This is a genomic window from Amycolatopsis umgeniensis (assembly GCF_014205155.1).
Classification (GTDB): Bacteria; Actinomycetota; Actinomycetes; order Mycobacteriales; family Pseudonocardiaceae; genus Amycolatopsis; species Amycolatopsis umgeniensis.
Genome location: NZ_JACHMX010000001.1, coordinates 3532379 through 3544174, shown reverse-complemented (window position 1 = coordinate 3544174; position 11796 = coordinate 3532379). Strand labels below are relative to the sequence as shown.

Annotated in this window: 12 protein-coding genes; 5 read left to right on the top strand and 7 right to left on the bottom strand. The window is 68.4% G+C overall.

The window, feature by feature from the left end; all coding sequences use genetic code 11:
- Nucleotides 1-37 precede the first annotated feature (37 nt).
- Nucleotides 38-1237: a glycosyltransferase 87 family protein gene (locus tag HDA45_RS16320; RefSeq protein ID WP_184896207.1), complete on the top strand. Its 1200-nt coding sequence runs from the start codon at nucleotides 38-40 to the stop codon at nucleotides 1235-1237.
- A 1-nt stretch (nucleotide 1238) separates the two neighbouring features.
- Here the strand turns inward: HDA45_RS16320 and serC are convergent, their stop codons facing one another.
- On the bottom strand, nucleotides 1239-2366 hold the full coding sequence (gene serC, locus HDA45_RS16315; RefSeq protein WP_184896205.1) for a phosphoserine transaminase: 1128 nt from the start codon (nucleotides 2364-2366) through the stop codon (nucleotides 1239-1241).
- 115 nt (nucleotides 2367-2481) lie between these two features.
- Between serC and HDA45_RS16310 the strand changes: the two genes are divergently transcribed.
- Nucleotides 2482-2787 (top strand): hypothetical protein, encoded by a 306-nt coding sequence (locus tag HDA45_RS16310; RefSeq protein WP_184896203.1) that lies wholly within the window; start codon nucleotides 2482-2484, stop codon nucleotides 2785-2787.
- A 92-nt stretch (nucleotides 2788-2879) separates the two neighbouring features.
- Here HDA45_RS16310 and HDA45_RS16305 read toward each other — a convergent pair whose 3' ends face one another.
- The 5 genes from HDA45_RS16305 to HDA45_RS16285 are packed head-to-tail and all read right to left on the bottom strand — an operon-like array spanning nucleotide 2880 to nucleotide 7675.
- Complete coding sequence (locus HDA45_RS16305) at nucleotides 2880-4226, bottom strand: serine hydrolase domain-containing protein (protein ID WP_184896201.1); 1347 nt, start codon at nucleotides 4224-4226, stop codon at nucleotides 2880-2882.
- A gap of 14 nt (nucleotides 4227-4240) precedes the next feature.
- Complete coding sequence (locus tag HDA45_RS16300) at nucleotides 4241-4861, bottom strand: response regulator (protein WP_184896199.1); 621 nt, start codon at nucleotides 4859-4861, stop codon at nucleotides 4241-4243.
- Nucleotides 4858-6018: a histidine kinase gene (locus HDA45_RS16295; protein ID WP_184896198.1), complete on the bottom strand. Its 1161-nt coding sequence runs from the start codon at nucleotides 6016-6018 to the stop codon at nucleotides 4858-4860. Before HDA45_RS16295 ends, HDA45_RS16300 begins: the two co-directional genes overlap by 4 nt.
- Nucleotides 6015-6839: an ABC transporter permease gene (locus tag HDA45_RS16290; protein WP_184896196.1), complete on the bottom strand. Its 825-nt coding sequence runs from the start codon at nucleotides 6837-6839 to the stop codon at nucleotides 6015-6017. Before HDA45_RS16290 ends, HDA45_RS16295 begins: the two co-directional genes overlap by 4 nt.
- Nucleotides 6836-7675, bottom strand: a complete 840-nt coding sequence (locus HDA45_RS16285; protein ID WP_221471143.1) for an ABC transporter ATP-binding protein — start codon at nucleotides 7673-7675, stop codon at nucleotides 6836-6838. The genes HDA45_RS16290 and HDA45_RS16285 overlap by 4 nt, the downstream gene beginning before the upstream one ends.
- Before the next feature lie 202 nt (nucleotides 7676-7877).
- Between HDA45_RS16285 and HDA45_RS16280 the strand changes: the two genes are divergently transcribed.
- Together HDA45_RS16280 and HDA45_RS16275 are read left to right on the top strand one after the other, a co-directional pair.
- Nucleotides 7878-8567 (top strand): type IV toxin-antitoxin system AbiEi family antitoxin domain-containing protein, encoded by a 690-nt coding sequence (locus HDA45_RS16280; protein ID WP_221472041.1) that lies wholly within the window; start codon nucleotides 7878-7880, stop codon nucleotides 8565-8567.
- A 119-nt stretch (nucleotides 8568-8686) separates the two neighbouring features.
- Nucleotides 8687-9553, top strand: coding sequence for a nucleotidyl transferase AbiEii/AbiGii toxin family protein (locus HDA45_RS16275; protein ID WP_246480725.1), 867 nt, complete (start codon nucleotides 8687-8689; stop codon nucleotides 9551-9553).
- Here HDA45_RS16275 and HDA45_RS16270 read toward each other — a convergent pair.
- Nucleotides 9550-10134 (bottom strand): TetR family transcriptional regulator C-terminal domain-containing protein, encoded by a 585-nt coding sequence (locus tag HDA45_RS16270; protein WP_184896190.1) that lies wholly within the window; start codon nucleotides 10132-10134, stop codon nucleotides 9550-9552. The genes HDA45_RS16275 and HDA45_RS16270 overlap by 4 nt on opposite strands.
- A 149-nt stretch (nucleotides 10135-10283) precedes the next feature.
- On the opposite strand from HDA45_RS16270, the gene HDA45_RS16265 reads away from it, so the two are divergent.
- Complete coding sequence (locus tag HDA45_RS16265) at nucleotides 10284-11783, top strand: MFS transporter (protein WP_184896188.1); 1500 nt, start codon at nucleotides 10284-10286, stop codon at nucleotides 11781-11783.
- Nucleotides 11784-11796 lie beyond the last annotated feature (13 nt).

Sequence of the window (11796 nt, the reverse complement as noted above, 5' to 3'; positions counted from 1 at the left end):
GGACTAACGGCGTGGTGGCGGTGGGTAACCTCGCCGGGTGCTGGTGGGATTGTCGGGGCGGAAACTCGCGGGGGCGCTGATCGCGCTCGAAGTCGTCGTGGTCGGCGTCCTGTTCACGCTCAAGGTGTTCGACGGCCAGGACCTCGAGGTCTACATCGGCGGCGCGCGGCTGCTGCTCGACTCGGGCGACCCGTACGGCATGTGGGTGCAGACGCACGGGGGCTGGCTGCCCTTCACCTACACACCGTTCGCGGCGGCGGTGTTCGTGCCCGGCACCCTGCTTTCCGCCGCGCTCGCCACGAGACTGGTCGGGCTCGCGTCGATCATCGCGGGCGGGATCGTCGTGTACCTCTTCGTCGCGACGCTCAACGGCTCGCTCACCGACCGTTCCGCTGTCCGGGGTCGCGCGATCGCCGCGCTGGCGGCGATCGGGGCGCAGGCGGCGGGCGGGATCATGGAGCCTGTCCGCTCGACGCTCGGCTTCGGCCAGATCAACACCCTGCTGATGCTGCTGGTCGTGCTCGACGCCCTGCTGCCGGGCCGGGCCCGCACGAAGGGATTGCTGATCGGCGTCGCCGCGGCGATCAAGCTGACCCCGGCGTTCTTCATCTTGTTCTTCTTGTTCCGCAAGGACTTCCGCTCCGCCGCACGGGTCGTGGCCGGTTTCCTCGGCGCGGGTCTGCTGATGTTCGCGTTCGCGCCCGGCGCGTCGGCGAAGTTCTGGACGAACATCCTTTTCGACACCAGCCGCATCGGCGACAGCGGTTACGTCGGCAACCAGTCCTTGCGCGGGATGCTCGCGCGGTTCGGGCTCGGATCGGCGGAGTCCGTCGTCTGGGTGATGGCCGCGATCGTGGTAGTCGCGCTGACCGGGTTCGTGATCGTGCGGGTCGCGGAACCGGTGTTCGCGCTGACCGCTTGCGCGATCGGCGGGCTGCTGGCGTCGCCGGTTTCCTGGACGCACCACTGGATCTGGTGCGTGCCGATCCTCGTGCTGCTGGTCTGGCTGCGATCGGTCGTTTCGTACGCGCTCGCGGTGGTGACGGCGGCGCTGTTCGTCGTCGCGCCGATGTGGCTCGCGCCGCGGCCCGCCGGGAGCTTCGGCTGGTGGCTGGCGACGGAATCCTTCGTGCTGTACGGCCTTCTGCTCCTGGTGCTGGCCGCGATCTTCTCCGAGCGCGTGAAGGCCCCCTTCCCTCGGCTGGTCCGAGGGAAGGGGGCCTTCACGCGCAGCTAGCTCAGCCGAGGCGCTCGACTACGTACTCGATGCTCTGGGTCAGCTTCGTGATGTCGTCCGGGTCGATGGCCGGGAACAGACCGACGCGCAGCTGGTTGCGGCCGAGCTTCCGGTACGGCTCGGTGTCGACGATCCCGTTGGCGCGCAGCACCTTCGCCACCGCGGAGGCGTCCACCTCGTCGGCGAAGTCGATGGTGCCGACGACCTGCGAGCGCAGCGACGGATCGGTGACGAACGGCGTCGTGTACGAGGTCTTCTCGGCCCATTCGTACAGCCGGGTCGACGAGTCGCGCGTGCGTGCGGTGGTCCACTCGAGACCGCCGTTCGAGTTCATCCACTCGATCTGGTCGGCCAGCAGGAACAGCGTCGACACCGAGGGGGTGTTGTACGTCTGGTCCTTGCGGGAGTTGTCGAGCGCCGTGGTCAGCGACAGGAACTCGGGGATCCAGCGGTCGCTCGCGCCGATCTCGCCGATGCGCTCGACCGCGGCGGGCGAGGCCAGCGCGATCCAGAGGCCACCGTCGGAGGCGAAGGACTTCTGGGGCGCGAAGTAGTAGACGTCGAAATCTTCGGCCTTGACCGGCAGGCCGCCCGCGCCGGAGGTGGCGTCGATGGCGACGAGTGCGCCTTCGCTGCCTTCGGGGCGGCGGACCGGCACGGCGACACCGGTCGAGGTCTCGTTGTGCGCCCAGCCGACCAGGTCGGCACCGGCTTCGTAGGCGATCTCGGGCGCGCCGCCCGGGTCGGCCTTGACGACGATGGGGTCGGCGAGGAACGGGGCGCCCTTGGTCACCGTGGCGAACTTCGAGGAGAACTCGCCGTAGGTGAAGTGCTGCGCACGTTCCCGCACGAGGCCGAACGCGGCGGCGTCCCAGAATGCGGTCGTCCCGCCGTTGCCGAGGACCACTTCGTAGCCTTCGGGCAGCGAGAACAATTCGGACAGACCCGCACGCACGCGGCCGACGAGGGACTTCACCGGCTTCTGACGGTGCGAGGTGCCGAGGTAGGTGGCACCGGATTTCGCCAGGTTGGCGAGCTGCTCGTCACGGACCTTGGACGGTCCGCAGCCGAAGCGGCCATCGGCAGGCTTCAGGTCCGCGGGGAGGGTCAACTCAGGTGCGTCGGTCATGGGCCCAGTCTCTCAGGTCGGGACGGGCCTGCTGACAGTTGGTGCCGCGTGTCCGGCATGTGGGATCGGCGAACTCCCTCCCGCCGCTGCCGACCGCCGGGTAGCTTCTCGCCCCATGGCGACAGTGCACGAGCGATTCCCCCTGCCCCCCGAGGCGTTGTGGCAGGCCCTCCCGAACGGGGTCACCGCGGTCAAGGGACAGAACCCGTACTACGACGCGGCCGCCGGCTACGTCACCTTCTCGACGAAGCTGGGCCTCTTCAGCTACGGGCAGACCGTCACCGTGAAGGTCGAGCGGACGCAGGAGGGCTCGGGGCTGGCGATCCAGACGAGCCTGAAGTTCGGCTTCGTCGACTGGGGCGAGGGCAAGCGCATCGCCCGCAAGTTCATCGAGGCCGTCGGGCACGCCCCGGCCGCGTGACGCTGTCGCTGAGCCCCGCCGCAAGTCCGTGAAGGCCTCCTTGAGGGACTCTGGGCCCTCAAGGAGGCCTTCACGGACCTCGACCGGACGGGTCAGCGCCAGCCGTCGGGGTCGACGCCGCCCGGGATGGGCGCGGCGGGGTCGAACGGGGTCCGCGAGAAGATGAACGTCGCGAGGTCGAGGTGGTTCGGCTTGCCCGCCGAGTCCCGTCCGACCCGCAGCGTCTCGCCCGCGTAGTACGCGTCGAGGCCGACCCAGGTGTCTTCACCGACAGGCGCGAACCGCGACGCGCGGCCGGGGCCGTCGGTCGGCGCGAGGGAGAACAGGCCGTCCGGGAGCAGCCGCAGGTGATACGGCGTCGGGCCCCAGTGCCACAGCCCGGTCAGTTCCAGGAGCTTCGGGTCCACAGTGGACGGTTGCCACTCCGCGGGCAGCGACGGCTCGTGGGTCTCGGTCAACGTGATCAAGTCGAGGCACAGCTGCGTGATGCCGACGCCGGCCGTCGAGTTCGTCAGGACGAGCGCGCCGATGCCCGCGTTCGCGTCGATCAGGGAGCAGGCGAGGAAGCCCGGCATCGACCCGGTGTGCCCGGCCAGCCGCCTGCCCTGCGTGCGGACCAGCATGACGCCGAGGCCGAATCCGGTGGTCCAGGTGTCACCGTCGTCCACGGTGACCATCTCGCGCATCTCCGCGACGGTCTGCTCGCTCAGCACGCCGCCGGTGTTGCCGCCCAGGAACGCCGTCCAGCGGGCGAGGTCGGTGACCGTCGACCACAGCTGTCCCGCCGGTGCCATCGCGCCCGCGTCCGGCGAAGGCTCCGGCATGAGGAGATCGGCGAAGGGATGCACGGCGAACCCGCTCGCGTGCGCGCCTTCCGGATGCGGCGAGGTCCGGGTCATCCCGAGCGGGCCGAGGATCTCGGCGCGGACGACGTCGAGCCACGACTGCCCGCGGTGGCGGGCGACCAGTTCGCCGAGCACCCCGTAACCGACGTTGCTGTAGTGGAACCGGCTGCCCGGCCTGAGCCGCGTCGCGCCGTCCTTGAGGCTTTCGACGAGCGCGGCCCAGTCGGCGCCCACCGTGCGCTCCCACCAGGAACCGGGGGATTCCGCCGTCAGGCCCGAGGTGTGCGAAAGCAGCTGCGCGATGGTGGCCGAGCCGAACGCGGTGCCCGGCAGGTGCTTTTCGAGCGGGTCGTTGAGGTCGAGCTTGCCCTCGTCGCGCAGGCGCATGACGGCCGTCGCGACGAGTGTCTTGGTGATCGAGCCGAGCCGATACTGCGTGTCTTCGTCCGGTGTTTCGCCGTCGACGCGACCACGCGCCCCTGACCAGGCGATTTCACCGTCACGGACGACGGCGGCGACGAGGGACGGGGCGCGGCACGAGGATTGCTCGTGCGCGAGGCGGCGTAGCAGCGCCAATTCGGTCGTGGCAAGCATGAGATGCATTCTGCCTACCCGAGCAGGCCCAGGCGCATAGCGGTGGTCACGGCGGCCGTCCGGTCCGAAACGTCCAGTTTCCCGAACACGCGCAGCAGGTGGGTCTTGACTGTCGCCTCGCTGATGTGGAGCGCCCGGCCGATGTCGGCGTTCGTGCTTCCCTGCGCCACCAGCTTGAGCACCTCGATCTCGCGCGCGGACAACGGCGACGCCGTCGGGTTGCGCACCCGGTTCACCAGCTTCCCGGCGACCGAAGGCGCCAAGACCGTCTCGCCGCGTGAAGCCGCCCGGATCGCACCGGCCAGCTCCGTGCGCGAAGCGTCTTTCAGCAGGTAGCCGGAGGCGCCCGCTTCGACCGCGCGCAGGATGTCCGCGTCCGTTTCGTAGGTGGTGAGCACGACGACTCGCTGCCCCGGCCGGTCGGCGAGGATCTTCCGGGTCGCCCCGACGCCGTCGAGTCCGGGCATCCGCAGGTCCATCAGGATCACGTCCGGCTGCTTGACGCGGCTCAGCGCGACGGCCTCGTCGCCGGAGCCCGCCTCCCCGATGACGCTCAGATCCGGTTCGGCCTCCAGCATGCCGCGCAGGCCTTCCCGCACCACGGGGTGATCGTCGACCAGCATGATCGTGATCACGCGGGCACCTCCAGTTCCAGCGTCGTCCCCGCACCGGGCTCACTCTTCACCGTCACGATGCCACCGACCTGATCCGCCCGAGTCCGCATCCCCGCCAGACCGAAGCCGCCGGTGGGCTCGGCGGGGTCGAAACCCGCGCCGTCGTCGGTCACGCCGAGCCGGACCCTTCCGTCCACAACGGACAGACTGAGCGAAACCCTGGTGGCGCGGGAATGTTTGCGGATGTTGCTCAGCGCCTCCTGCGCCCCGCGCAGCAGGACGACCTCGGTGGCCATCGGCAACGCGGGCAGCGGGCCGTCGATCTCGATCGACGCCTCGATCCCGGCCTCCTCGGTCAGCCGTTCGGCCTGCCGCCGCAAGGCCTCCTCCAGCGAAGCGGAGGCCAGCGCCGACGGTAACTCCGCCGCGACCATCGCCCGCGCCTCGGCCAGGTTCTCCCGCGCCGTCCGCGCCGCCAGTTCGAGGTGGCGCCGGGCGGCCTTCGGGTCAGTGTCCATTTCGGACTCGATGGCCTGGGTGAGCGTGACGATACTGGTGAAGCCCTGGGCGAGCGTGTCATGGATCTCGCGGGCCATGCGCTCGCGCTCGGCGGCCGTGCCCGCCTCCCGCGAGAGCCGGGAAACCTCCGCCTGGCTGGCTTCCAGCTGTTCGATCAGCGCGGCCCTGCCCTTGCTCTGCTCGATGATCCCGCTGGTGTAGCGCCCGGCAAGGAGGCTGAAGATGATCAGGATCGCCGTCATCGGCAGCAGGATGCGCAAGGCGGGCTGGTCGAGGCCGCCCCGGACGATCGAGGCCACCGGGCCCAGCAGGACCGCGATCGTGGTGAGGACCGACGCCAGCCTCGTCGACAGCGTCATGTAAAGCACCGGGCAGACCAGGAACAGGATGAAACTCGACGTGGTGGAGGCGAAGATCGCGCCCGCCACCAGGAGCATCATGACCCCGACGAACAGCCACGGCGTGTCGTCGTACCGCGGGCCTTTGATGAGGCGGCGTGCTCCGGCGAGGTACGCCACCCCGAGTCCGGTGATGCATGCGATGGCGACCGTTTTGTCAGTGGTCGTCCCGTCTTCGGCGAGCACCAGTGCCACTGTCGCGGCGAAGGTGATCACGAAGAGGACCTCCCAGAGCCAGAAGAACCGCTCCCAGGCGTTCACTTGCCTTCGTTCGACCAGCGGAACGTCAGCTTCGCCAGCAGCAGCCCCGCGACGCACCACGCCGTCAGCACCAGTGCCACCATCGGAAGTTCCCATGTCCCCGCCATCTCCTGTGTCGCGGCTTCGGCCGGCAGGAACACCGAGCGGAAGCCCTGGCAGATCCACTTCACCGGGAAGAACGAAGCGATGTCGACCATAACCTTCGGCAGGTTGGTGATCGGCGTGACGAACACCCCGGAGATGAACTGGAGCGCGATGTAGATCAGGTTGGTCACCGCGACAGCGCCGCTGACCGTCCTGGTCACCGAACCGAGCGCGATGCCCAGCAGCGTGCAGCAGGTGACGCCGAGCAGGAAGACCCAGAGCGCGGTCAGCAGTTTCATCGGGTCGGTGGGCAGTTCCAGGTCGAACAGCAGGCTGCCGACGATCGACATCAGCACCACCTGGGCGACACTCGAAACGCCGACCAGGATGATCTTGCCGATGAAGTAGGACGCGGCGGGCATCGGCGTGCCGCGCAGGCGTTTCAGCGCCCCGGCCTCACGGTCCGACGCGAGGCCGATACCGATGCTGTTGAACGACGTCGAGACGATGCCGGAGCCGATCATGCCCGCGGCCAGCACCTGCCCGGTGGTGATCGCCATACCGGGCATCGACGTGTTCAGCATCGAGCCGAGCAGGATCATCAACAGGGACGGGAAAGCGAAGGTGAAGATCACCTGCTCCCGGATGCGGAAGAACTGCCGGAGCTCCGCGGCGCCCCGGATGAGGCCGAGCGAGAGCGTGGTGGGGAGCTTGCCCTGGTGGGTCAGCGTCGTCATCGGGCTTCTCCGATCAGATCGAGGTAGGTCTCCTCGAGGGTGGGGCGGTGGACGGTCAGCTCCGACGGCTCGCGGCCGTCGGCGGAGAGTGCGCGGATGAGCTTGGCCGGGTAGTGCGTGCGTTCCTGGTGGCTGCCGCTCTCGTCGGCCCAGCGGACGGTGGCCTCCGCGGTCGCGCGGCCGCCCAGCGTCTGCGGCGTCCCCTCGGCGACGATCTCGCCGCGGGCGATGACCGCGACGCGATCGGCCAGCGCCTCGGCCTCGTCGAGATAGTGGGTGGTCAGCAAAATCGTGGTGCCCTCGTGGGCGAGACTCTGGATCAGGTCCCAGAACTGACGCCGGGCCGCCGGATCGAAGCCGGTCGTCGGCTCGTCCAGGAACACCAGTTCGGGCCGCCCGATGATCCCGAGCGCGACGTCCACGCGTCGCCTTTGGCCGCCCGAAAGGCTTTTGACGCGGGCGCCCGCCTTCTCCGTCAGGCCGACCTTCTCGATCACTTCGCCGACGTCACGGGGATTCGGGTAGTAACGGGCGTAGTGCCGGACGGTCTCGGCGACGGTGAGCTCGGCGGCGTCGTTGGCCGTCTGCAGCACGATCCCCAGCCTCGACCGCCAAGCCCGGCCGGCGGTGCCGGGATCCTCGCCCAGGACGTCGACCTCGCCGTCCGTCCGCTTCCGGTGCCCTTCCAGGATCTCGACCGTCGTGGTCTTGCCCGCGCCGTTGGGCCCGAGGAGCGCGAACACCTCGCCCTGCTCGATGTCGAGGTCGATTCCCCCGACGGCCGTGTGGCCGGGGTACTCCTTGCGCAGGCCGCGCACTTTCACTGCCGTTTTCATACGTCGATCGTGCTGCGCGGGGGAGGGTGCGCGGGACGTCCGCTGGACTGAACCCGGCTGTCAACCGATCGATGGACACCGGTGTCACCGCCCACCCTTGGGGTCTCACCGCGATGCAGCGGTTATCGCGAAGTCAAGCAGCGTTTATCGCACTCTGGGTGCGACAAACGCTGCGAACAGAGGTAAAGTTCGCTGTGTGGAGATGCGGCAAGCGCTGGGTCTGATCAGTGAGTTCACCGCTGACCAGTGGGGCATGGTCACGTCACGGCAGGCCAAGGAAGTGGGCGTCGACGGATCCACCCTCCACCGGATGGAGAAGGTCGGCTACCTCGACAGGGTCCGCCGCGGCGTATACGCGTCGACCACCGCGGCGGTCGACGTCGCGAGAGACGAGCAAGCTGCTTGGCTCGCACTGAACCCCGCGGTGGCGAGCTGGGAGCGGCCGGTACCGGATCCCGATGGCGGCGTGGTCTCTCATCGGTCTGCCGCCCGTCTGCATGGCCTGGGCGAGTTGGTCGCCGACCGCATCACCTTCACCAGTTCCCGAAGGCGCACCAGCCGTGACCCGGATCTGTGGTTCAAACTCGCCGATCTCGATCGCGACGACGTGACCTTCGTCGACCGACTCCCGGTCACGACCGCGCTGAGGACCATCTGCGACCTGCTCGATCAACACCTGGATGGCAGTCACGTCGGCGCGATCATCCATGACGCCGTGCTGGCGAACCTGGTCCAGCTCGACGTGCTGAGCGACAGCATCGGCCCTTACGCGCTGCGCTACGGAATCCGTCGCCCGGACGATGGTGAAGCCCTGCTCGAGCATCTGCTCGTCCAAATCGGAACCAGTACCGCGCTGCTCGCCCGGAGACCGGCGCCACCGAGCGTTCACTGACGGGGACTCCACGGCTACTCACCGCAACATGATGGTCAAGAATGATGATCATGGCAGTGCGGAAGAGACCCAAGAGTCCACAGGACTACCTCACTTCACAAAGAGGTCGCGCCAAAGCGATGGCGAAGGAGGCGGGTGGCAACGTCGGCGAACTGCTGGAGCAGCATTTCCATCGCCGCTTGATCGCCCGTGTCTTCGACGGCGCGGAAGCGGACAAGTGGGTACTCAAAGGCGGTCAAGCGTTGCTGGTGCGTTGGCCGACCGCTCGGTACTCCACGGATGTGGACCTCCTCAGCGCCGAGGGCACCACCGAAGCGGCGGTCGAGGCACTGAAGATGGCCGCGGTCCGTCGCTTGGACGATGACATCTGGTTCGATCACCTCGGCACCTCTGTCCCTGTCCAGCTCGATCGCCCGACCCGCACGGTGAAGTTCATGGCCATGTTCGGAAACGCACCGCTCGGGCATCGGGTCAAGGTGGACGTCGTGGTCTCGGCGTGGGCGCCCCGCGGAAAGGTCGTCGTCGAACCACTCGCGCCCGTGTACAAGACGGATTGCGCTCCTTGGCCCCTGGCGCGGCTCTATCCGTTCGAAGACCACGTGGCCGAGAAGGTCTGCGCGATGTACGAGCGCCATCGGGCCGATGGGCAGTCGTCCACTCGCTACAAGGACCTCGTCGACCTTGTCCTCGTCGCACTCAAAGTACGGTTGCCGGGCCCCGAAACGCATCGCGTCCTGCGTGACGAAGTGGCACGTCGGCAGCAACGGGGCGTCGTCCTCGAACTGCCGGACCGGTTCGGTGTCCCGGACCCCGGCACCTGGCGTGACGGCTACGACAAGGTCGCCGCCGGCGTTCTCGAACTGCCGGAACACCTTCGCCGCTTTGACGAAGCCGAGAAGCTTGCTTACGACTTCCTCGGTTCGCTGTTGCGGCCCGAGCCGCCGACCGGCAGTTGGGACCCGGAACTGCGTACGTGGTCCGCTTAAGGGGTGAGCAGGGTGCGGACGGCGGTTTCGAGGGAGGGGAGCAACGCGGCGGGGTCGGCCGAAGTGAGCATCCTGTTCGCGAAGCCGTCCGTGAGGGCGAGGACGGCGTCTGCCAGGTCACCTGCCGCGAGGTCGTCGCGGACGTGCCCTTCCGACTGGGCCTCCTCGAGGTATCGCGCCGTGACCTCTTGGATTTCGTCGTAGCCGGTGCGGATGAACTCGGCCCACGACGGCAGGACCGCGGCGCGGGCGGTGAAGGCGTTGATGACGATCACCTCCGCGCGGCGTTGCTCGTCGAGTGGCATCGCCTCGACCAACAGCCGCAGCAGCAGGTCCAGCAGGTTCCCGGACTGATCGAGGGTCTTCCAGCGCTGCTCCAGGAACTCGCTCGTCATGTCGAGCGCGAAGCGGAACAGGTCCTCTTTGGTGGAGAAGTACTTCTGCACCGCACCGCCGGACACGCCCGCTTCCGCGGCGACCGAGCGCACGCTGACGGCCTCGACGCCGTCGCGCGCGACGATGCGCAGGAGGGCGCTGGCGATCTCTCGGCGGCGTTCGGTCCGGTCCACGATCTTCGGCACGGCCGTATCTTCCCCTCCGCTGACTCGGTCGGCTTGGTGGCGCGAAGGCGGCCTTCACCCGCGACAGTCGCCCGACAAGGCATCGAGTCACCGCGCTTGCTCACCCGCTCCCTTTAGAATACATTCGTATCCGAAAAGGGGGTACTGGGGTGGACGAAGTAGCACAGAAGCGGCGTGCGGAGGAGAACCAGCTCGCCGCCGCGCTGACGAAAGGGCCGGCGGAGGTTCTCGATTTCCTCCTGCCGTTGTGGGTGGGGAGCCAGCTCGGCGCGTCGGCCGCCGAGGTCGGGGCGTTGACCGCGCTGGAGACGCTGGTGTCGTTCGTGGTCCGGCCGATCGCGGGCTCGCTCGCGGACAGGTTCGACAGAGGGCGCGTCGCGGCGGTCGGCGCGGTCCTCTATGGACTGTCCTTTGTGGTCTACGCGGTGACGCCGGGTATCGGGGTCGCCTATCTGGCGGCGGTTCTCGGTGGCGCGGGCGGTGCGCTGTTCTGGGTCGCGTTGCGGGCCCGCGTGGGGGAAGGGCTCGCGAAGGACGACGGCGCGTTCAGCAAGCTGTTCGCGGCCGAGGGGGGTGGCACGTGGATCGCGTTCGTGGTCGCGCTGACCGCGATCGCCTGGATCGACTACCGCGGCGTGTTCTGGCTCGGCGCGGCGGCCTGCGTGGTGGCCGCGGTGGTCTTGCTGAACGCGAAATCCGCGCCGGTGCGCGCGGAGGACGCCCCGCGGCTTCTGCAACTCGGCAAACGCATGCGCCCGATGCTCGCGCTCGTCGCGTTGACCGCGATGGCCGAGGCCGGGGTCGCCCTGTTGCTCCTGATGCATCTGCAACGCGGGCATCAGCTTCAACTCGGGGAGATCGCCGCCGTCTTCATCCCCGGGTTCATCGTGTACAGCCTGCTGCCCGACTATCTGCACGGGTTCGTCCGCAAGGTCGGACGGACGCGCGTGCTCGCGTTGGCGATGACGGCGAGCGCGCTCTTCGCCGCCGGGCTGTCCTTCGCGCCGGGCCCGGCGGTGCTCGCGGTCATGTGGGTCCTGTCCGCGGCGGCGTTCGCGGCGGCCATCCCGGTGGAGCAGGCGGTGGTCGCCGAGGCGGCCGGGCTGAGCCTCGGCCGGGCGATGGGGATCTACGAGAGCGCGACGCTACTCGGAGCGACGATCGGGACTTTTCTGGCGGGTCAGCTCTACGGCTCGGACGGCGGCTGGCGGATCGCGTGCTTCGGCGCGGCGGCACTCCTGCTCTTCGGATCATTCGTGGTTCGTGGCGCCGTACGGCGTGTCGGAGTTGCGGAGTTTCCCGTGGAACCACGAAAAACGGTGTCACAAAAGGAAAAACCGGCTTCCGGCACGGTTGGGGAAAGTCTGCAAGCGGCCGAATCGGTGACGAAGGAGACGAACAAGCGGGCGAACCCGTTCCGGAACTGGGCGATCCATGTCGCGGTGTACGTCCTCGCACAGGCGGCGTTGGCGATGGTCGGCTACAGCTGGCCTGTCGAAGCCTTGTTCGGCGAAGCACACGAAGCCGGTTGGTACTGGAACTCGAGTGGTCACTGGCTGCTGAACCTCGGCCGGATCTGGACCTTCGTCTTCGTGATCGACACCGCGTGGACGGTGGGCCGGGTGCTGCTGAAAAAACGGCCTTATTGACAGGTTGTCTAAC

Excerpts from the sequence above, each read along its gene's own strand:
- serC (WP_184896205.1), bottom strand. The coding sequence starts at position 2,366 with ATGACCGACGCACCTGAGTTGACCCTCCCCGCGGACCTGAAGCCTGCC.
- HDA45_RS16310 (WP_184896203.1), top strand. The coding sequence starts at position 2,482 with ATGGCGACAGTGCACGAGCGATTCCCCCTGCCCCCCGAGGCGTTGTGG.
- HDA45_RS16305 (WP_184896201.1), bottom strand. The coding sequence starts at position 4,226 with ATGCTTGCCACGACCGAATTGGCGCTGCTACGCCGCCTCGCGCACGAG.
- HDA45_RS16290 (WP_184896196.1), bottom strand. The coding sequence starts at position 6,839 with ATGACGACGCTGACCCACCAGGGCAAGCTCCCCACCACGCTCTCGCTC.
- HDA45_RS16285 (WP_221471143.1), bottom strand. The coding sequence starts at position 7,675 with ATGAAAACGGCAGTGAAAGTGCGCGGCCTGCGCAAGGAGTACCCCGGC.
- HDA45_RS16280 (WP_221472041.1), top strand. The coding sequence starts at position 7,878 with ATGCGGCAAGCGCTGGGTCTGATCAGTGAGTTCACCGCTGACCAGTGG.
- HDA45_RS16275 (WP_246480725.1), top strand. The coding sequence starts at position 8,687 with ATGGCGAAGGAGGCGGGTGGCAACGTCGGCGAACTGCTGGAGCAGCAT.